The 17,581-nt window shown below is 66.4% G+C and carries 18 protein-coding genes; 7 read left to right on the forward strand and 11 right to left on the reverse strand.

Annotated features, from left to right (window positions below; all coding sequences use genetic code 11):
• From V7672_RS05605 to V7672_RS05635, 7 genes are all read right to left on the reverse strand, one after another.
• The gene (locus V7672_RS05605; RefSeq protein ID WP_335623610.1) at nucleotides 1–1,221 is read right to left on the reverse strand and encodes an aminotransferase class V-fold PLP-dependent enzyme; all 1,221 of its coding nucleotides are present in this window, start codon (nucleotides 1,219–1,221) and stop codon (nucleotides 1–3) included.
• A 125-nt stretch (nucleotides 1,222–1,346) separates the two neighbouring features.
• Nucleotides 1,347–2,369 carry a Fe-S cluster assembly protein SufD gene (sufD, locus tag V7672_RS05610; protein WP_335623611.1) on the reverse strand — a complete coding sequence of 341 codons (1,023 nt, stop codon included), beginning with the start codon at nucleotides 2,367–2,369 and terminating at the stop codon, nucleotides 1,347–1,349.
• A complete protein-coding gene (gene sufC, locus V7672_RS05615) occupies nucleotides 2,366–3,115 on the reverse strand; it encodes a Fe-S cluster assembly ATPase SufC (RefSeq protein ID WP_335623612.1) in 750 nt (249 codons plus the stop codon). Before sufC ends, sufD begins: the two co-directional genes overlap by 4 nt.
• 1 nt (nucleotide 3,116) lies before the next feature.
• Nucleotides 3,117–3,440: a hypothetical protein gene (locus tag V7672_RS05620; RefSeq protein ID WP_335623613.1), complete on the reverse strand. Its 324-nt coding sequence runs from the start codon at nucleotides 3,438–3,440 to the stop codon at nucleotides 3,117–3,119.
• Complete coding sequence (gene sufB, locus V7672_RS05625; protein ID WP_335623614.1) at nucleotides 3,437–4,903, reverse strand: Fe-S cluster assembly protein SufB; 1,467 nt, start codon at nucleotides 4,901–4,903, stop codon at nucleotides 3,437–3,439. Before sufB ends, V7672_RS05620 begins: the two co-directional genes overlap by 4 nt.
• Nucleotides 4,903–6,027, reverse strand: coding sequence for a cysteine desulfurase family protein (locus V7672_RS05630; protein ID WP_335623615.1), 1,125 nt, complete (start codon nucleotides 6,025–6,027; stop codon nucleotides 4,903–4,905). The genes sufB and V7672_RS05630 overlap by 1 nt, the downstream gene beginning before the upstream one ends.
• Entirely contained in the window at nucleotides 6,024–6,518 is a 495-nt protein-coding gene (locus tag V7672_RS05635; RefSeq protein ID WP_335623616.1) for an Rrf2 family transcriptional regulator, read from the reverse strand. Before V7672_RS05635 ends, V7672_RS05630 begins: the two co-directional genes overlap by 4 nt.
• A gap of 160 nt (nucleotides 6,519–6,678) precedes the next feature.
• On the opposite strand from V7672_RS05635, the gene V7672_RS05640 reads away from it, so the two are divergent.
• Nucleotides 6,679–7,329: an alpha/beta hydrolase gene (locus V7672_RS05640; protein WP_335623617.1), complete on the forward strand. Its 651-nt coding sequence runs from the start codon at nucleotides 6,679–6,681 to the stop codon at nucleotides 7,327–7,329.
• Nucleotides 7,326–7,874 (forward strand): hypothetical protein, encoded by a 549-nt coding sequence (locus tag V7672_RS05645; RefSeq protein WP_335623618.1) that lies wholly within the window; start codon nucleotides 7,326–7,328, stop codon nucleotides 7,872–7,874. The genes V7672_RS05640 and V7672_RS05645 overlap by 4 nt, the downstream gene beginning before the upstream one ends.
• Nucleotides 7,875–7,914: 40 nt before the next feature.
• On the opposite strand, the gene V7672_RS05650 is transcribed toward V7672_RS05645, so the two are convergent.
• Nucleotides 7,915–9,117: an exo-beta-N-acetylmuramidase NamZ family protein gene (locus V7672_RS05650; RefSeq protein WP_335623619.1), complete on the reverse strand. Its 1,203-nt coding sequence runs from the start codon at nucleotides 9,115–9,117 to the stop codon at nucleotides 7,915–7,917.
• A complete protein-coding gene (locus V7672_RS05655; RefSeq protein WP_335623620.1) occupies nucleotides 9,114–9,629 on the reverse strand; it encodes a DOMON-like domain-containing protein in 516 nt (171 codons plus the stop codon). The genes V7672_RS05650 and V7672_RS05655 overlap by 4 nt, the downstream gene beginning before the upstream one ends.
• A 197-nt stretch (nucleotides 9,630–9,826) precedes the next feature.
• On the opposite strand from V7672_RS05655, the gene tyrS reads away from it, so the two are divergent.
• From tyrS to V7672_RS05680, 5 genes are all read left to right on the forward strand, one after another.
• On the forward strand, nucleotides 9,827–11,089 hold the full coding sequence (tyrS, locus tag V7672_RS05660; protein ID WP_335623621.1) for a tyrosine--tRNA ligase: 1,263 nt from the start codon (nucleotides 9,827–9,829) through the stop codon (nucleotides 11,087–11,089).
• A 51-nt stretch (nucleotides 11,090–11,140) separates the two neighbouring features.
• A complete protein-coding gene (locus V7672_RS05665; RefSeq protein WP_335623622.1) occupies nucleotides 11,141–11,503 on the forward strand; it encodes a GIY-YIG nuclease family protein in 363 nt (120 codons plus the stop codon).
• On the forward strand, nucleotides 11,493–11,954 hold the full coding sequence (bcp, locus tag V7672_RS05670) for a thioredoxin-dependent thiol peroxidase (protein ID WP_335623817.1): 462 nt from the start codon (nucleotides 11,493–11,495) through the stop codon (nucleotides 11,952–11,954). The genes V7672_RS05665 and bcp overlap by 11 nt, the downstream gene beginning before the upstream one ends.
• A gap of 212 nt (nucleotides 11,955–12,166) precedes the next feature.
• Nucleotides 12,167–13,312, forward strand: coding sequence for a peptidoglycan DD-metalloendopeptidase family protein (locus tag V7672_RS05675; RefSeq protein WP_335623623.1), 1,146 nt, complete (start codon nucleotides 12,167–12,169; stop codon nucleotides 13,310–13,312).
• Nucleotides 13,302–13,877, forward strand: a complete 576-nt coding sequence (locus V7672_RS05680; protein ID WP_335623624.1) for a bactofilin family protein — start codon at nucleotides 13,302–13,304, stop codon at nucleotides 13,875–13,877. The genes V7672_RS05675 and V7672_RS05680 overlap by 11 nt, the downstream gene beginning before the upstream one ends.
• A 54-nt stretch (nucleotides 13,878–13,931) precedes the next feature.
• Here the strand turns inward: V7672_RS05680 and prfB are convergent.
• A protein-coding gene (gene prfB / locus V7672_RS05685) for a peptide chain release factor 2 (protein ID WP_335623625.1) occupies nucleotides 13,932–15,054 on the reverse strand; the annotation gives its coding sequence in 2 pieces (ribosomal slippage) (nucleotides 13,932–14,984 and nucleotides 14,986–15,054; 1,122 coding nt in all).
• 77 nt (nucleotides 15,055–15,131) lie between these two features.
• Complete coding sequence (locus V7672_RS05690; protein WP_442888992.1) at nucleotides 15,132–17,516, reverse strand: penicillin-binding protein 1A; 2,385 nt, start codon at nucleotides 17,514–17,516, stop codon at nucleotides 15,132–15,134.
• Nucleotides 17,517–17,581: the final 65 nt, after the last annotated feature.

Consider the following 17,581-nt stretch of genomic DNA (forward strand, 5'->3'; position numbering starts at 1 on the left):
CTAAACGAAAAATTCCCTGGCCTTGATGAGGGCGTCGGCGAAGGCGTCGGCGTCCTCGAGTGAATTATATAGGGCGAAACTGGCGCGCGTACTTGAGGTCAGGCCAAATCGGGTGGCCAGCGGCTCGGCGCAGTGCAGACCGGCGCGAACCGCCACGCCATAGCGGTCCATGATCTGGGCGATGTCGTGGGCGTGGGCGCCGTCGACGGTGAAGGTGAAGATGGCCCCCTTGCCGGGCGCCGTGCCGATCTCGGTCAGCCAGTTCAGACCCGACAGCCGCTCGCGCACCCGCTCCAGCAGCGCGGCCTCGTGCGCCTGCACCGCTGCCCGGTCGAAGCGGGAATACCAGTCGAGCGCCGCCCCCAGACCGATGGCCTCGAGGATCGGCGGGGTCCCCGCCTCGAACCGCTGGGGCGGTCTGGCATAGGTGACGCGATCCTCGCTGACCGACTGGATCATCTCGCCACCGCCCTGATACGGCGGCAGGGACTCCAGCGCCGCGGTCGTACCGTACAGGGCGCCGATGGCGGTCGGGCCAAACAGCTTGTGACCGGTCAGGACATACCAGTCGCAGCCCATGGCCTGGACGTCCGGGTCGGCGTGGACCGCGCCCTGGCAGCCGTCGACCAGCACCCGGGCGCCGGCGGCGTGGGCCATCCGGACGATCTCGGCGACCGGATTGATCGTGCCCAGAACATTGGACATGTGGGTGACGGCGACGATCCGGGTCTTCGGACCCAGCAGCTCGGCACAGGCCTGCATGTCGAGGCTGCCGTCGTCCTTGACCGGGATCCATTTCAGCACCGCCCCATGGCGTTCGCGCAGCATGTGCCAGGGCACGATGTTGGAGTGGTGCTCCATCTGGCTGACAAGGATCTCGTCGCCGGGCTGGATCGATTGGCCGATGCCGGCGGCGACCAGATTGATCGCCTCGGTGCCGCCCCGGGTCCAGACGATCTGGTCGGCGGACGGGGCGTTCAGATAGCGGGCGACGGTCTCGCGCGCGGCCTCGAAGGCCTCGGTCGTTTCGTTGGCCAGGGTGTGCAGGCCGCGGTGGACATTGGCGTAGCTGCCCTCCATCGCCGCCGTCAGGGCGTCGATCACCGCACGCGGCTTCTGCGCCGAGGCGGCCGAGTCCAGATAGACCAGCGGCTTGCCGTTCACCTGCCGCGACAGGATCGGGAACTGGGCCCGGACGGCGTGGATGTCGAAAGACAGCATTCCTCCCCCCCCGGGGGAGGGGGACCGCGAAGCGGTGGTGGGGGCAACGCCGGAGGACGGTGACTGGGGCAGGCCCCCTCCACCACCCTGCGGGTGGTCCCCCTCCCCCGATGGGGGAGGAGCCATCACGACCTTTCCATCAGCCATGTGCGGACCTCCTCTCGCGCGCCCTCGTGCTCGATGCGGTCGACGACCTCCAACAGGAACGCACGGGTCAGAAGCGCCCTCGCCTCGTCCGCCGACAGGCCGCGCTGCTGCATGTAGAACAGGGCGCTCTCGTCCAGATTGCCGACCGTATTGCCGTGGGCGCACTGGACGTCGTCGGCATAGATGATCAGCTCGGGCTTGGCGTCGACCTCTCCCCGGTCGGACAGGATCAGGGCGTGATGACCCATGCGGGCGTCGGTGCCGTCGGCCCCGCGCTCGACCACGATCTTGCCCTGAAACACGCCGCGCGCGGTGTCGCGCACCACGCCCTTGATCAGCTGCGAGGTCTGGCCGTCGGGGCCGGCGTGGGTGACGACGCTGGTCAGATCGGCGTGGCGATCGCCGGTCAGGGCATAGAGGCCGTCGGCACAGACGGACGCGCCGTGGCCCGCGTGGACAATGCGCGTCTCCTGCCGCTGCAGGCGGGCGCCGGTGGCGAGGATAGTCTGGGTGTAGACGGCCCCCTCGCCCACGCTGACATCGACCTCGGTCAGGGACAGGGCGTCGGCGGGCTCATCGGCGATGACGATGCGGCGCACCTCGGCCCCGGCGGGCACATCGATGCTGAGCCGGTTGTGGGCGACATAGGCCGAGCCGCGCCCTTCGTGGCTTTCGAGGATCAGCAGGCGGGCGCCGGGGCGGGCGGCGATCCGGACGCTGGTGGTGTGGCCCGTGTTCTCGGCATCCGAGACGAAGCGCAGGTGCAGGCTCTGTTCGCGCGAGGCGACAAAGGCGTCGGCGCCCACCGGGCGGCCATTGGCGAAGGTCAGGCTGTCTCCGGGGAGAGCCCCGAACGGCCCGGAGCCGGCGACGGCCGCAGGGCCGGACGGCTCCGGCGCCTCGCGCAGCCAGCGGCGCAGGTCCGTCCACTTCCAGCCCTCGACGCGACGCGAGGGCCAGGTGGCAGGGTCGCTCAGAGTGATGCGCGCGGGTGCGGTCACGCGGCCTCGCCCACATAGCGGTCATAGCCCTCGGCCTCGAGCTGGTGGGCCAGCTCAGGACCGCCCGAGGCGACGATGCGACCGGCGGCCAGCACATGGACCTTGTCCGGTTTGATGTAGTCGAGCAGGCGCTGATAGTGGGTGATCACCAGCATGGACCGCTCGGGTCCGCGCAGGGCGTTCACGCCATCAGCGACGATGCGCAGGGCGTCGATGTCGAGCCCGGAATCCGTCTCGTCGAGGATCAGCAGCGACGGCTCCAGCAGGGCCATCTGCAGGATCTCCATCCGCTTCTTCTCACCGCCCGAGAAGCCGACATTGAGCGGCCGCTTCAGCATGTCGAAATCCATCTTGAGGGCCTTCGACGCGGCCTTGACCTGCTTCAGGAATTCGGGCGCCGAGACCTCGGCCTCGCCGCGCGCGCGCTTCTGGGCGTTCAGCGCCGTGCGCACGAAGGTCAGGGCCGGGACGCCGGGGATTTCGATCGGATACTGGAAGGACAGGAAGACGCCCTTCGCCGCGCGCTCGGCCGGGTCGAGGTCCAGCAGGTCCTCACCGCGCCAGGTAACGCTGCCCTCGGTCGCCTCATAGCCGGGACGGCCCGAGACGGCATAGCCGAGCGTCGACTTGCCCGCGCCATTGGGGCCCATAATGGCATGGACCTCGCCCGCCGGAACGTCGAGCGTCAGGCCCTTGAGGATGGGGGTGTCACCGACGGCGACGTGGAGGTTGGAGATGGAGAGCATGCTACTTTGTCCAGCCGATTGCAGTCGCGAGGCCATTGGTTTGGTTCACTTCACAAATATCGCCGAAGAAGCGCGTCGCCTTCAGAATGATTCCGTCGAAGTCGAGATGTACGAATGGATCGCGGGAGGGCTGAGCTGGCTTCGGGGGTTTTACGCGCCAAACCAAGTTGCCGTCCGCATCCAGGCAGACGAGGTTTCGATTGACCTCATCAGACGACCGCTCGGTATCTTTGTCAGGATAGTTGAGCAGAACGGCAGTCCGGCCGTCGCCTAGTGACAGCTCCCGCCAGATCATCGACCGCTCGCGATCAGTGAGAAGCGTCACCCCACGCTCCCTTCGAGGCTGATCGCCACCAGCTTCTGGGCCTCGACGGCGAATTCCATCGGTAGTTTCTGCATGACGTCGCGGACGAAGCCGTTGACCAGCAGGGCCACCGCCTCTTCCTCCGACAGGCCGCGCTGCTGGGCGTAGAACAGCTGGTCGTCGGACAGGCGGGTGGTCGTCGCCTCGTGCTCCAGCTGGGCCGAGCCGTTCTTTGCCTCGATATAGGGGATGGTGTGCGAGCCGCAGTCCTTGCCGATCAGCAGGCTGTCGCACTGGGTGAAGTTGCGCACGCCCGTCGCCTTGGGGTGCACCGACACCAGGCCGCGATAGGTCGAGTCCGATTTACCCGCCGAGACGGCCTTGGCGATGATCCGGCTTTTCGAATTCTTGCCGAGGTGGATCATCTTGGTGCCGGTGTCGGCCTGCTGATGCCCGTTGGTGATGGCGATCGAATAGAATTCGCCCGAGCTGTCCTCACCCTTCAGGATGCAGGACGGATATTTCCAGGTGACGGCCGAGCCGGTCTCGACCTGGGTCCAGCTGACCTTCGAGCGATCGCCGCGGCAGTCGGCGCGCTTGGTGACGAAGTTGTAGATGCCGCCCTTGCCTTCGGCGTCGCCGGGGTACCAGTTCTGGACGGTCGAATATTTGATCTCGGCGTCGTCCAGCGCCACCAGCTCGACCACGGCGGCGTGCAGCTGGTTCTCGTCACGCATCGGGGCGGTGCAGCCCTCCAGATACGAACAGTAGCTGCCCTTGTCGGCGATGATCAGGGTGCGTTCGAACTGGCCCGTCTGGCTGGCGTTGATGCGGAAATAGGTCGACAGCTCCATCGGGCAGCGGACGCCCGGCGGGATGTAGACGAAGCTGCCGTCCGAGAAGACCGCGCTGTTCAGGGCCGCAAAATAGTTGTCCGAGACCGGCACGACCGAGCCCAGATACTGGCGCACCAGATCGGGGTATTCGCGCAGGGCCTCGGAGATCGGCATGAAGATGACGCCGACCTTGGCCAGCTCGGCCTTGAAGGTTGTGACGACCGAGACGCTATCGAACACGGCGTCGACCGCATATCGGGGCGCGCCCTCGACGCCGGCCAGCACGGCCTGTTCCTTCAGCGGAATGCCCAGCTTTTCATAGACGGCCAGCAGGTCGGGATCGACCTCGTCCAGTGACTTGGGCCCCTCCTTCTTCTTCGGTGCGGCGTAGTAGAACAGGTCCTGATAGTCGACCGGCTCATATTTGACCGAGGCCCAGGTGGGCTCCTCCATCGCCAGCCAGCGCTCATAGGCAGCCAGACGCCATTCCAGCATCCATTCCGGCTCGCCCTTCTTCTCCGAGATGAAGCGGACGATGTCGGGGTTCAGGCCGCGCGGGGCGTATTCGGTGTCGATGTCGGACGTGAAGCCATGCGCGTATTTTTCCAGCGCGGCAACGGCGTCGACGGTTTCCTTGACGGCGGCCATCAGGCGAGCTCCCTGACCGGCTGACGGGCGCGCAGGCGGGCGCGGGCCTCGCACCAAGCGTCGGCAAACGTGTGCCAGTCGCTCTCGACCGTGCCCCAGCCGCCCGAGACGCGGATGGCAAAGGTGGCCAGCGGCTCCAGCCCCATGGCGACCATGGTCTTGGATGGTTTGGTCTTGCCCGACGAACAGGCACTGCCGGCAGAGACCATGACGCCCTTGAGGTCCAGCGCGATCAACTGTTGCGGGCTGTCCCAGCCCTCGGTGGCGACAAACAGGGTGTTGGGCAGGCGCGGTGCGCCCTCGCCCACCACGACCGCGCCCTCGGCCTTGAGCCGGGCGGCGGCAGCGTCGCGCCAGGCCGAGTGGTCATCGGCCAGTTCACGCGCGGCGCACTCGGCAGCGATGCCAAAGGCGGCGATGCCCGGGACGTTTTCGGTGCCGGCGCGCAGGCCGCGCTCCTGCCCTGCGCCGTGCAGGATGCGGACAGCGCTACGCCCCTCGGCCAGCACCAGGGCGCCGACGCCCTGCAGGCCGCCCAGCTTGTGGCCGGAGAGGGTCAGGGAGTCTGCAGCCAGATCGGCCATGGAGACCGCGATCTTGCCCGCCGACTGGATAGCGTCGATGTGCAGCCAGCCGCCGGCCTCGGTGACCAGGGCGCGGGCTTCGGCGATCGGCTGGATCACGCCGCTTTCGTTATTGGCATGGTGGATGGCGACCATGGCCCGGCCCGGACGCTTCAGCGCCTCGGCCAGCCAGCCCAGATCAACCTGACCATGGGCGTCGACCGGCAGCACCTCGACCGGCACGGACGACATGGCGGCGGTCTCGGCCACACAGGGGTGTTCGGTGGCCGAAACAATCAGCCGCTCACAGCCCGCGGCGATGGCGCTGGCCAGAGCCTGGGCGTTCGACTCGGTCCCGCCGGACGAGAAGATGACGGCGCTGGTGTCGGCCCCGACCAGATCGGCGACGCGGGCGCGGGCGGTCTCGATATGGGCGCGGGCGCGGCGGCCCCGGGCGTGGACGGCATTGGGGTTGCCGCCCTCGGCCATGATCTGTGTGACGAGGGCCTGGACCTCGGGGCGGATCAGGGCCGAGGCGTTGTAGTCGAGATAGACGGTCATGCGGCGGCTCCCACGCTGGGGGCTGATGCAGACGGAGAGCAGGCCACGCGACGGCGGCTGCCCGTGCGGTTCAGCACGACGTCTTCCAGCGAGACCCCGGCCAGATAGGCGTGGATTTCGGCCCCCAGATCTTCCCAGAGGTGATGGGTGATGCAGCGCTCGCCCGAGGCCATACAGCCGCGCGGCGAGGCGTGGGCGACGCAGCGGGTGGCGCGGATCGGCTCATCGACCGCCAGAACGATATCGGCGACGACCGTGTCGGATGCGGCCTTGGCGAGGCGGTAACCGCCGCCGGGGCCTCGCACGCTTTTCACCAGTCCGCAGCGGCGCAGACGGGCGAACAACTGTTCCAGGTAGCTGAGGGAAATCTCCTGGCGCTGGGCGATTTCAGACAGGGAAACCGAGCGGTCCGAACCGTCGAGGGCACGACCGTTGCGGGCCAGATCGGCCATCGCCATCACCGCATAGCGTCCCTTCGTCGACAGTCGCATCCCGCACCTTCAAAAATACCGCGCAGAGGCGACGAGGTATGTTAGAACCCGCGCCTTCGCCGCCGCGCCCATGGGGTACCGGCACTTAGAAAGTCCCACTACAGCAGTCAAGTATTCCTCGGCCTGCTGTGACCTTTTGAACCGGATGGTTTGAAGACACATGCCTGAAGTGATTTTGCCGGGTGCCTCCGGTCGTCTCGAAGCCCGCTATTCTCCCGGCAAGCGCCCCGATGCCCCGATCGCGCTGATCCTGCATCCGCACCCCAAGGCCGCCGGCCATATGAACAATCCGGTGGTGGTGACGCTGTTCCAGCTGTTCCAGCAGCGGGGTTTTGCCACCCTGCGCTACAACAGCCGGGGCGTCGGCAAGTCGCAGGGCGAGTTCGACTCGGGCATCGGCGAGCTGGCGGATGCCGCCACCGCGCTCGACTGGCTGCAGGCCGAAAACCCCGCCGCCAGCCAGACCTGGGTCGCCGGCTATCAGTTCGGCGCCTACATCGGCATGCAACTGCTGATGCGCCGCCCCGAGACCGACGGCTTCATCTCGGTGTCGCCGCCGTCCAACATCTATGATTTCAGCTTCCTGGCCCCCTGCCCGGCCTCCGGCCTGTTCCTGCACGGGACGGCCGACACCATCGTGCCGCCGGTCGAGGTCGAGCGCGTGGTCAACAAGCTGCGCACCCAGAAGGGCATCGTCATCGACTATGAGCTGGAGGACGGGGCCACCCACTTCTGGCAGGACCATATCGACGCCGTCGACCGTCGCGTCGCGGCCTATCTCGACAAGCGACTGGAAGAACGGCCGGCGTGAGCCGCGAGGCCGACCAGTTTCGCGCGCATCTGGGCCCCGGGGAGTCCATCCTCTGGGCCGGAAAGCCTGCGCAGGGCGTCCTGTTCACCAGCCGGGACATCCTGCTGATCCCCTTCAGCATTTTCTGGCTGGGCTTTGTCTGCGTCTGGTTGTTCGGTGTCGTATCGACCGGCGCCCCCATGGAGTTTCTGCTCGTCGGGATGCTTTTCCTGGTCGTCGGGCTCGGCGTCATGGTCGGACGTTTCGCTCTGGATGCCTTCGTGCGGGCCAATACGAGCTATGCGGTGACGACTGAGCGGGTGATCATCAACCGCGAGGGTCCGTTCGGGGACTTCACCGCCATCGCCCTGAAGCGCTTGCCGACCGTCAAGCTCAAGCCGCGCGGGGCCGGCCGGGGCACGATCGTCCTCGGGCAGTCGACCAGCCCCTGGGTGCAGATATCGATCTGGACCCCCTCTCTGGATCCCACGCCGCAGCTCATTGCGATTGCAGACGCCCAGCGGGTCTATGCGCTGATCCAGAAGCAAGGCAGCCGGGACAGCTAGTCGGCAGCGGCCGGAGCGCCAGACTGCAGGCCACGGTGTTCTAATAGATCAGGAACGGCCTGCGGGTGTCTTCCCACGCGTGCTCGTCCGAGGTGGCGAGGGCGTCGAGGTCGGCCGGAACGGCCGCGGCGTCGTCGACCCACTCCCTCAGCGACGGGCCACCGTTGATCACATCGATGGGCAGTTTGCCGAAGGCGTATTCGTAGGGGAAGTCGCGCCACAGGTCGTAGTCGGGATAAAGGGCGCGGATGGCCTTGAAGCCCAGGGCCTGAACCCGCCAGGGGCGGAAGGCCGCGTGGTCATAGTGCGGGCCTTCCGCATGAATCTGCACGCCGTGGCACAGCTGGCCCACGTGTTTGTGGAAGGTCGGCTGAAACCACATTTCGCGGAGGGCACAACCCGTCAGCCAGTGGGGGGCCAGACGCTGCATTTCGGCGATCACAGCGCGGGCATCGATGTCGGGCGCGCCGAACAGTTCCAGCGGGCGGGTGGTGCCGCGCCCTTCGGACAGGGTCGCGCCTTCCAGCATGACGGTGCCGGCATAGGCGCGGGCCATGCCGAGCGTCGGGGCATTGGGGCTGGGATTGACCCACGCCCGCTCCAGCAGCGGCCAGCCGTAGCCCGGGGCCGCGTCGATGGCATAGCCCTGCATTTCGATGACGCGGTAGTCGACCGACAGCCCGAAGTGGTCGATGAACCAGTGGCCCAGCTCGCCCATGGTCAGGCCGTGGCGCATGGGCATGGGACCGGCGCCGACAAAGCTCTCATAGCCGGGTTGCAGCAGGGTGCCCTCGACCGGGCGACCGGCGGGGTTGGGGCGGTCCAGAACCCAGACCGTCTTGCCGTGCGCCTGTGCGGCCTCCAGCACGTAAAGCAGGGTCGTCACATAGGTGTAGATGCGACAGCCGAGGTCCTGAAGGTCGATCAGGATGACGTCGAAGGTGTCCATCCATTCGTCCTTGGGACGGCGGACCTCGCCATACAGGCTGAAGACGGGAAAGCCGTGGACGGGATCGCGATAGTCCGGGCTCTCCATCATATTGTCCTGCAGGTCGCCCTTCATGCCGTGCTGGGGACCGAAGGCGGCGGTGATGTCGATGTCCGGGCAGGCGACCAGGGCATCGATCGCATGCGTCAGGTCCTCGGTCACCGAGGCCGGATGGGCCAGCAAGGCCACGCGACGGCCCTTCAGCGGGCTACGCAGCGCCGCTTCGGACAGCAGGCGGTCGAGACCGGTCTTCATGTGAGCTCCGGGGGCGGCACGATCAGGGCAAACGAGTCGGGATGGTGAAAGTCCGGCTTACCGGGCGGATGGTGGAAAGCCCAGTAGGACAGGCCCCCGTCCACATCTTCAATGACGGCGGACACGGCCAGACGGTCCGCTCCTGCGGGCAGGTCAAAAAGACCTCCAATGTCCCTGTAGTCGGAGCGCCCCTCCAGCACGACCAATGCAGCCTCCTGCTCGGCCGGTGCCATGCCCTGACGGTAACCGTCAAACCGATAGGATGCCCATTGTCCCGATGTGGTCAGGTTGAACTCATAGTAGGCGGATCCAACGCTGACGAAGGCCTCAAAGCAGGTGTGCTTCCACAAGCCATCGGTTCGGGACGCCGGTGCGCGTTCCGGCCATCGAACGCGGTCCAGATCGCCCTGCAATCCATATTGCAGAAACAGTTGATCGCCCCTGCGGCCAATCTCGACCTCGAGGAGTTGGACGGGGGGCCACAGGGTTTTCGGGTGGGGCGTCAGGAGCACGCGCATCCACCTTCGATAGCGCACGCTTGACGTCGGTCAACTATCCCGGCTACCGGACACCCATGTTCGCCCGTGTCACACGTTTCGGCCTGTATTATCGCCCCTCGACCTGACGAGCGGCCAGCGAACCCCTGCGCCGCCCTCCCCGGCGCGCAAACCCCGAGACGCACGCCGGCTTCCCTGCTAACGGAGCCGCCATGACCGAGCCAGCCTTCAAGTCCGACTTCCTCAAGACGCTGCGCGATCGCGGCTACATCCACCAGATCACCCATCCGGACGAACTGGATGCGGCGGCGGCCGGCGGGGTGGTGTCGGGCTATATCGGCTTTGATGCGACGGCGCCCAGCCTGCACGTCGGCAGCCTGATCCAGATCATGATGCTGCGTCGGCTGCAGCAGGCGGGGCACCGGCCCGTGGTGGTCATGGGCGGCGGCACGACCAAGGTCGGCGATCCGACCGGCAAGGATGCCTCGCGGCCCCAGCTGACCGACGAGACGATCCAGTCGAACATCGCCTCGATCCGCACGGTGTTCGAGAAATTCCTGACCTTCGGCGACGGGCCGACCGACGCGGTCATGATCGACAATAACGAATGGCTGTCGACCTATGGCTACATCCAGTTCCTGAGGGATTACGGCACCCATTTCACGGTCAACCGGATGCTGGCCTTCGACTCGGTCAAGCTGCGGCTGGAACGCGAACAGCCGATGACCTTCCTCGAGTTCAACTACATGCTGATGCAGTCGGTGGACTTCCTCGAGCTGAACCGGCGGCTGGGCGTCACGCTGCAGATGGGCGGCTCGGACCAGTGGGGGAACATCACCTCGGGCGTCGATCTGGTGCGGCGCGTGGACCAGAAGTCGGCGTTCGGCCTGACCACGCCGCTGCTGACCACGGCCTCGGGCGGCAAGATGGGCAAGACCGCCCAGGGCGCCGTCTGGCTGAACGCCGAACAGCTGAGCCCGTACGACTACTGGCAGTTCTGGCGGAATGTGGACGACGCCGACGTCGGCAAATTCCTGCGCCTGTTCACCGACCTGCCTCTGGACGAGATCACGCGGCTGGAAGCGCTGGACGGGGCGGCCATCAATGACGCCAAGAAGGCCCTGGCCGATGCGGCGACCACCATGCTGCACGGCGAAGAGGCGGCCGCGACCGCCCGCCAGGCCGCCGAGAGCGCGTTTGAGAAGGGGCAGTTGTCAGAAGACATGCCGACGTTCACGGTCGACCGGCAACAGGTGTTGGAGGGAGCCGTGACCACCACATCGATACTGATCATGTCGGAAGTGGTCCCTTCGCGAAATGCGGCCCGCCGCGAGATCATGGGCGGGGGAATCCGGATCAATGGCACCAAGGTCGCCGATGCCGAGCAGGTGTTGTCGCTCTCGGACTTTGGGGCGGACGGTGAACTGGAACTGGCAAAGGGCAAGAAGACGCGTCTCAGGGCAAAGCTAACCTAAAATCCGCTCATCCCCGCGGACGCGGGGACCCAGATCTGGAAGGACAAGACGATGACCTTCTTCACCTACATTCTGGCCAGCCGCCGGAACGGCACCCTTTACACCGGCTCGACCGACGATCTGATCACACGTGTCGGCCAGCACAGGACCAAGGCGCTCGGGGGTTTTACCGCGAGATATGGTGTCCAGACACTCGTCTGGCTCGAGCGGCACGAGACACGGGAAGCGGCCTTCCGACGCGAGCGCCAGATCAAGAAGTGGAACCGCGCCTGGAAGCTAGACCTGATCGAGAGCGTCAATCCGGAATGGCGGGACTTGTATGATGAGGTTCGTCTCGGAGACCTCTCGGATGTATCGAACTGGGTCCCCGCGTCCGCGGGGATGAGCGGAGATAGGAGTGAAGATGACACTTGAAGGCAAACCCGTTCCGGCGTTCGACATGCCGACGGCGGACGGAGACCGGGTCAGCGACAGCGCGCTGAAGGGGAAACCCTATGTGCTCTACTTCTATCCCAAGGCGGACACGCCCGGCTGCACGACCGAGGGCAAGGACTTCTCGGCCCTGATGGACGAGTTTGCCGCCGCGGGCGCCCGGGTGATCGGCGTGTCGAAAGACACGGTGAAGAAGCTGTCGAACTTCAAGGCCAAGCACGACCTGACCGTCACCCTGGCCTCGGACGAGGACGAAAGCGTCTGCGCCGCCTTCGGCACCTGGGTCGAGAAGTCGATGTATGGCCGGACCTATATGGGCATCGAGCGCGCCACCTTCCTGGTCGACGCCCAGGGCGTGGTGCGCAGGCAGTGGCCCCGGGTGAAGGTCAAGGGCCACGCCGACGAGGTTCTGCAAGCCGTGCGCGATATGTAGATTCGCAGGCCGTCCGTTGTCCGATCAACTGTACGGTATCTGACACCCATTCCCCGAGTTCCAGATTCGCGGATACCCTCATGAGGCGAAAACCGGGTTAGCCAACCGTCGTTATTCTCCGAATACGATTCCAAAGAGGGTTAATGCTTCCCTAACGGGGTTGAAGCTCCACGGTCGCTGGCGCATAAAGCGTGCGTTCGGGGGTGTAGCGTATGCGCGACGAAGCGAATTCAGCCCGGCCAGGATGGCTCCAGCGGTGGTTTCCTGTCCGATATATCTATCTCCGCACGGGCGATGAGGTTCAGGCCTACGCCCTGACAGCCCGACGCCAGATCCTGATGGGCGCGATGGCCGTGGGACTGGTCGGCTGGGGTGCGATCGCCAGCTGCGGCTTTATTATAGACATGATCGGCGTCAGCCAGGCGGAACGGGCCGTGGCCCAGGCCCGTGCCACCTCCGAACGCGTCAATGCCGACCTGCAGGCCCGCCTCGAGACCGCCGTGGTGCGGATGACCGCCAGCACCGGCTCGCTGGAGGAAATGGCGCAGATGGTCGAGCGGCGCCACGCCGCCCTGACCCAGGTGATGGGCACCTTCCGCGGCGTGGACGGGGCCGAGCTGGAGCTGCAGCCGGTCGTCATGAGCGACTCCGACAGCCGCACGCCGATCGAGCGCATGGCTGCCGTCCGTATGGATCAGGAGCGTCTGATCGCCCGGGCCGAACAGTTCGCTGAAACGCGGGCCGAGCGGCTGCGGCTGGCCTTCCGGCTGGCCGGGCTGAACCCCGCCGCCTACATCGGACAGGGCACGTCGCTGGGCGGGCCGCTGATCCAGGCGGATGACCCCAGCGCGCTGGCCGCCATTCTGGATGTCGATGAGCCGTTCGCCGCCCGCATCCTCAGCGCCACCAGCAATCTCGGCGACATGCGCGCCCTGACCGACGCGTCCGAGGGTCTGCCCTTTGCCCGGCCGACCCAGGCCCGCACGACCTCGGGCTTTGGCGTGCGCTTTGACCCGTTCAACGGCCGCCCTGCCCTGCACCAGGGCCAGGACTTTGCCGCGCCGCTGAACACGGCCATCTATTCGACGGCGCCGGGGGTGGTGTCTTTTGTTGGCGTGCGTTCAGGGTATGGCAACACCGTTGAGATAGACCACGGGGGCGGTTTCAAGACGCGCTATGCCCATCTCAACTCGGCGTCCGTTCAAATCGGGCAGCGGGTCGCGCTGGGTCAAAGAATCGGGGCCATGGGTTCGACCGGACGGTCGACCGGTGTGCACCTGCACTATGAGGTCTGGATGAACGGCCGCGCCCAGAATCCAGCCCGCTTCATGAAAGCCGGAGATTATCTTGTTCAATAAGTCGAAGTCCCCCGCCAAGCCGTCGTCGGTGCCGTCGATCCCGCCGCTGCCCGACATGCCGCAGGCCCCCCAGGCCCCGCAGTCATCGCAGGCCCCCTCGGCCCAGCCGCGCCAGCCCGCGCCCCCGCAGGCGTCGGGACGCAATCTGTCGACCCTGTCGGCGGACCTGCAGTTCGAGGGCAATACCTCGGGCTCGGGCGACCTGCAGGTTGACGGCCAGATCAAGGGCGACGTGAAGGTCGGCCGGCTGATCGTCGGCGAGACCGGCGCCATCGAGGGCAGCGTCAATGCCGACTATGTCGAGGTGCGCGGCCGGATCGTCGGGGCCGTCTCGGGCAAGCAGGTCAAGCTGATCTCGACCGCCTATGTCGACGGCGACATCACCGCCGAGCAGCTGTCGATCGATATCGGCGCCTATTTCCAGGGCCGCTGTATCCAGGGCAGCCGCAACGCCGCCCCGGCCTCGGCCCCGCGTCCGTCGGCCCAGCCCGCGGTCGCCGCCCAGGCCCCGCAGCCGGTGCCGCAGGCGGAAGCGCCGCAACGGATCGACATGTCGTCGAACTAGATTCGGCCCTCATGACGGATACCAAAACGGGGCCTTTCGGCCCCGTTTTTCGTATCAGCTGTCGGCACCGTCGCGGGTCTCGCCCACCCGGGCGGCCAGCGCCGCGCCCATGAAGGCATCCAGATCACCGTTCAACACGCCGTCGGTGTCCGAGGTTTCAACATTGGTGCGCAGGTCCTTGACCATCTGATAAGGCTGCAGGACGTAGCTGCGGATCTGGTGACCCCAGCCGATGTCGGTCTTGGCATCGGCCAGCGCCTGGGCGGCGGCCTCGCGCTTCTGCAGTTCCAGCTCGTACAGACGGGCGCGCAGCATCTTCCACGCCTGTTCGCGGTTCTGGTGTTGGGATCGCCCGGCCTGACAGGCCACCACGGTGTTGGTCGGCACGTGGGTCAGACGCACGGCCGAGTCGGTCTTGTTGATGTGCTGGCCGCCGGCGCCGGAGGCCCGATAGGTGTCGGTCCGCACATCCGACGGATTGATGTCGATCTCGATCGTGTCATCGACCACCGGCGAGACCCCGATCGAGGCAAAGCTGGTGTGCCGCTTGGCCGCCGCGTCATAGGGGCTGATGCGGACCAGCCGGTGGACGCCCGACTCGGACTTCAGCCAGCCATAGGCATTGGGGCCTTCGATCAGGATGGTGGCCGACTTGACTCCGGCCTGCTCGCCGGATTCCTCGGCCTCGATCGTGACTTCATAGCCGTGGGCCTTGGCCCAGCGCGAGTACATGCGCAGCAGCATGCCGGCCCAGTCGTTGGACTCGGTGCCGCCAGCGCCGGAGTTCACTTCCAGATAGGCGTCATTGCCGTCAGCCTCACCGGACAACAGGGCCTCCAGCTCGGCGCGGGCAGCCCGTTCCTTGATGGTCTTCAGGGAGGCGACCGCCTCCTGATAGGTGGCCTCATCGCCTTCCTCATCGGCCATTTCGGAGAGCATGATGCCCTCTTCCAGACCGGTCTCCATCTCCCGCACCGTGCCGATCCGGGCTTCCAGCTGCGAGCGTTCGCGGCTGACAGCCTGGGCCTGGGCGGGGTCATCCCAAAGGGTCGGATCCTCGACCCGGGCGTTCAGCTCATCCAGTTTCCGTAGGGCGACATCCCAGTCAAAGACGCCTCCTGAGCAGAGCCACGCTCTGCTCGATGTCAGCCTTCAAGGCCTCGACATCCGCTCTCATCGCCTACTCCTGCGATCTGATGAAAAGGCGCACCCGACCGTGAGGCCGGATGCGCGACAAGGCTGGTACCTAGAGGGTCAGTAGAGTCCGCTCAAGTCCTCTGCCGGTTCCTTCTTCGGCGGAGGCGGTGTGGTCGGCGGGGGCGCGGTGGCCTCCTGACGCGTCTTCTCTTCCTGCTCGCGCCGGATGATGTCGTTGTAGTTCTGGGGCCCTGTCGGCGTTTCCGGCTCGCGCGTGGGCTCAGGAATGCGGCGTTCGGTACCGGGACGGAAGGCTTCCTCGATGCCGTTCACCGTGCGGAAGACGGCATTCCGGGGCTTGAGGAAAGGCCGTGCCGGATATTCCTTGAGCGCTTCCTGCATGAAGGCATTGAAGATGGGCACGGGCGTCGCCGCACCGGTCTCGCCCCGACCCATGGGACGGTTGTCGTCAAAGCCGATGAAGACCCCGACGACGATGTCGGTCGTAAAGCCGACGAACCAGGCCGAGCGGTATTCATTGGTCGTGCCGGTCTTGCCCCCGACCCAGCGGCCGAGGCCGCGGGCACTGGCGCCGGTGCCGCGCTGGATGACGCCTTCCAGCATGGAACTGACCTGATAGGCGGTGATGGGATCGATGACCTGTTCGCCGCGCGGCTCGAGGCGCGGCGACTCCTGGCCGCTGAAGCCCCGGCTGCACTCGCGGCAGGTGCGGCTTTCGGCGTTGAAGATCGTCTCGCCGTTCCGGTCCTGGATCAGTTCGATCAGATAGGGCTCGATCCGGCGCCCGCCGTTGACGAAGGCGGCATAGGCGGCGGTCAGGTCATAGGGGGTGGTCTCACCGGCGCCCAGCGACACCGACAGGTTCGCCGGCAGGTCGTCGGCCACACCCATGGTCTCGGCCAGATCGACGATCTTGCGCATACCGACCTGATCGGCCAACCGGACGGTCATGACGTTGCGCGACAGCTCCAGCCCGCGCCGCAGGGTCTGCGGGCCGTAGTACTCGCGGCTGTAATTCTCGGGCGTCCAGCGCGTGCCATTGGGACCCCCGGCAAAGCTGATCGGCGCGTCGAGCACGATCGAGGCCGGGGTGAAGTCGCCCTCGAGGGCGGCGGCATAGACGATGGGCTTGAAGGCCGAGCCGGGCTGGCGCCGGGCCTGGGTGGCGCGGTTGAAGCTGGACAGGGCATAGGAATAGCCGCCGACCATGGCCAGCACCCGGCCGGTCTGGGGATCGATGGCCACAAGGGCGCCGTTGACGGCCGGAATCTGCTTCAGCGCAAATTGGTCGCCGCGCGGCTCGACAAAGATCAGATCGCCCCGCTGCAGCCGCTTGTTGGCATTGGCCCAGGCGGCATCCGCGGGCACCAGCGCGCCGACGCCGTCACTGACGGCCAGACGGATGCGGACGGTGTTGCCCGAAACGCTCTCGACCGCTGCGGCCTGCCACGCCCGTCGTTCGGGCGGTGCGGTCTTCTTGCGCGCCTCTTCCTGCCAGCCCTCGGCGAAATCGGTCGTGCCCCAGGGTCCCCGCCAACCATGACGACGGTCATAGGCTTCGAGCCCGGTCATCAGGGCATCGCGGGCGGCGGTCTGCAGGGTCGGATCAAGCGTGGTGCGCAGGTAATAGCCGCCCGCGTTGATGGCCTGGGCGCCGTATTCGGCGATCGCCTGACGCCGGGCTTCCTCGACGAAATAGTCGGCGTCGCGGTACTGGGCCCGCATCGGCGCGTCCTGGGTAATCAGGGGCTTGGCGCGCGCGGCGGCCAGTTCCTGGGGCGTCAGGGCGCGGTTGTCGGCCATTTCGCCGAGAACCCAGTCGCGCCGGGCCTTGGCGGCCTCGGGATAGCGTTTGGGGTGATAGTTGGTCGGCCCCTTGGGAAGGGCCGCGAGGAAGGCGGCTTCCTCGGGCGTCAGCTGCTCCAGAGACTTGCCGAAATAGTTGTAAGCCGCCGACGCGATGCCATACGAGCGATAGCCCAGATAAATCTCGTTCAGGTACAGCTCGATGATCTGTTCCTTGCTGAGGGTCGCCTCCAGACGGCTGGAAAGGATGGCTTCCTTCAGCTTGCGATTCACGCTGGTTTCATTGGTCAGCAGGATGTTCTTGGCGACCTGCTGGGTGATGGTCGATCCCCCCTCAAGCCTGCGCCCGGTCACGACATTGAAGACGTTCTTGAACATGGCCCGACCCAGGCCCGACACGTCGACCCCGCCATGGCTGAAGAAGTTCCGGTCCTCGGCGGCCAGAAACGCCTGAATCACCACCGGCGGAATCTGGTCGTAGGACACATAGATCCGGCGTTCCTCGGAAAACTCGCCGATCAGGGTGCCGTCACCGGCATAGACGCGCGTCGCCGTCGCCGGCCGGTAGTCGGACAGTTCCGTGGCATCGGGCAGGTCATGGAACAGCCACGCCGCGTAAACGGTGACCACCAGCCCGGCCAGGGCAATCGCGCCCAGAAGGCCGATACCCGCCATCACGAACCAACGTTCGGCTATCTTCACCGCTCACTCCGACAGGACCTGTCCCGAGGGTTTAGCCC

Source organism: Brevundimonas sp. (assembly GCF_036963785.1).
Taxonomy (GTDB): Bacteria; Pseudomonadota; Alphaproteobacteria; order Caulobacterales; family Caulobacteraceae; genus Brevundimonas.

What these genes read in the sequence shown, in the direction of transcription:
- V7672_RS05630 (WP_335623615.1), bottom strand. Translation starts at nt 6,027, where the DNA reads ATGACCGTCTATCTCGACTACAACGCCTCGGCCCTGATCCGCCCCGAG.
- V7672_RS05650 (WP_335623619.1), bottom strand. Translation starts at nt 9,117, where the DNA reads ATGAAGACCGGTCTCGACCGCCTGCTGTCCGAAGCGGCGCTGCGTAGC.
- V7672_RS05640 (WP_335623617.1), top strand. Translation starts at nt 6,679, where the DNA reads ATGCCTGAAGTGATTTTGCCGGGTGCCTCCGGTCGTCTCGAAGCCCGC.
- V7672_RS05690 (WP_442888992.1), bottom strand. Translation starts at nt 17,516, where the DNA reads ATGGCGGGTATCGGCCTTCTGGGCGCGATTGCCCTGGCCGGGCTGGTG.
- sufC (WP_335623612.1), bottom strand. Translation starts at nt 3,115, where the DNA reads ATGCTCTCCATCTCCAACCTCCACGTCGCCGTCGGTGACACCCCCATC.
- bcp (WP_335623817.1), top strand. Translation starts at nt 11,493, where the DNA reads ATGACACTTGAAGGCAAACCCGTTCCGGCGTTCGACATGCCGACGGCG.
- V7672_RS05665 (WP_335623622.1), top strand. Translation starts at nt 11,141, where the DNA reads ATGACCTTCTTCACCTACATTCTGGCCAGCCGCCGGAACGGCACCCTT.
- sufB (WP_335623614.1), bottom strand. Translation starts at nt 4,903, where the DNA reads ATGGCCGCCGTCAAGGAAACCGTCGACGCCGTTGCCGCGCTGGAAAAA.
- V7672_RS05675 (WP_335623623.1), top strand. Translation starts at nt 12,167, where the DNA reads ATGCGCGACGAAGCGAATTCAGCCCGGCCAGGATGGCTCCAGCGGTGG.
- V7672_RS05605 (WP_335623610.1), bottom strand. Translation starts at nt 1,221, where the DNA reads ATGCTGTCTTTCGACATCCACGCCGTCCGGGCCCAGTTCCCGATCCTG.
- tyrS (WP_335623621.1), top strand. Translation starts at nt 9,827, where the DNA reads ATGACCGAGCCAGCCTTCAAGTCCGACTTCCTCAAGACGCTGCGCGAT.
- V7672_RS05635 (WP_335623616.1), bottom strand. Translation starts at nt 6,518, where the DNA reads ATGCGACTGTCGACGAAGGGACGCTATGCGGTGATGGCGATGGCCGAT.